The sequence below is a fragment of the Amycolatopsis sp. cmx-11-12 genome, from assembly GCF_046269425.1.
Lineage (GTDB): Bacteria > Actinomycetota > Actinomycetes > Mycobacteriales > Pseudonocardiaceae > Amycolatopsis.
The window spans coordinates 1-810 of sequence record NZ_JADNQM010000110.1 but is presented as its reverse complement, the minus strand read 5'-3'; the positions used below and the strand labels follow the sequence as shown (position 1 = coordinate 810).

The following is an 810-nucleotide window of genomic DNA, read 5'->3' as shown; positions in this document are numbered from 1 at the left end:
CTGCGGAATCTAGTGCTGGTCTGTTCTTTCCATCGTGTGTCTCGAATGCGATTGAGAGGTTCTGATGTAGAAGCCAGAGTCGCTTGAAAGCAATGCTGTGTCGGAGATGAAGGTAGGTCCTTCGGCATCGTTCTGCAGGGGATGGTGTCAAACCGCCCTGTGCTGCTGCATTGAATGAGGTGTGGTGGTGAGCGTCAGGGAAAAGTCGCACAATGAGGTGGCAGGTGTGGTCCGGGAAGGCGAACGACAGTGAACCGTCGATGACGTGTCGTAATGCATGAGATGACATCAAAACCGGGGATTGGTGGATTTCCCGGGATAAGCCAGGCGGGTGCCTGTTTATTGGCCTGGCGGTGTCCGGCATATAGGCGGCGCGAGCCCGGAACCAGGCTTCGGCATGGAACGAGAGAATCCCTCGCCCGGAAACAGTGGTCGGCTGGTTGTGGTCGGCCACGAGAGGGAGAGTGTCAAGCAGTGAAGAGCTGCGAGAGGCGTTGAGTACCGGTCGTCGGGCAGGGAGGCGGACCGGCTCGTAGTAGCGATGAAGTGCCTGTAATGGGTGTGGAGCGAAGGGGCCGGGTTGTCAGATGTGAATATCGTTGATCAACCACAGGTTGGGATGAGTCAGATCGTCACATCAGGTTTGTCGGGTAAGGCGTTTGATATTCCGAGAACGCTGGTATGGGAAGCGTATCTGAAGGTGAGGGCCAACAAGGGTGCTGCCGGAGTTGATCGGCAGTCGCTGGCGGATTTTGCGCGGGATGAGAAGAGAAACCTGTACAAGATCTGGAACCGGATGTCGTCGGGAAG

1 pseudogene is annotated in these 810 nt (G+C 56.5%); it reads left to right on the top strand.

The features are described 5' to 3' along the window. Nucleotides 1–619: 619 nt before the first annotated feature. Nucleotides 620–810 (top strand): annotated as a pseudogene (locus ACLARN_RS44140) (hypothetical protein); the annotation flags it as partial.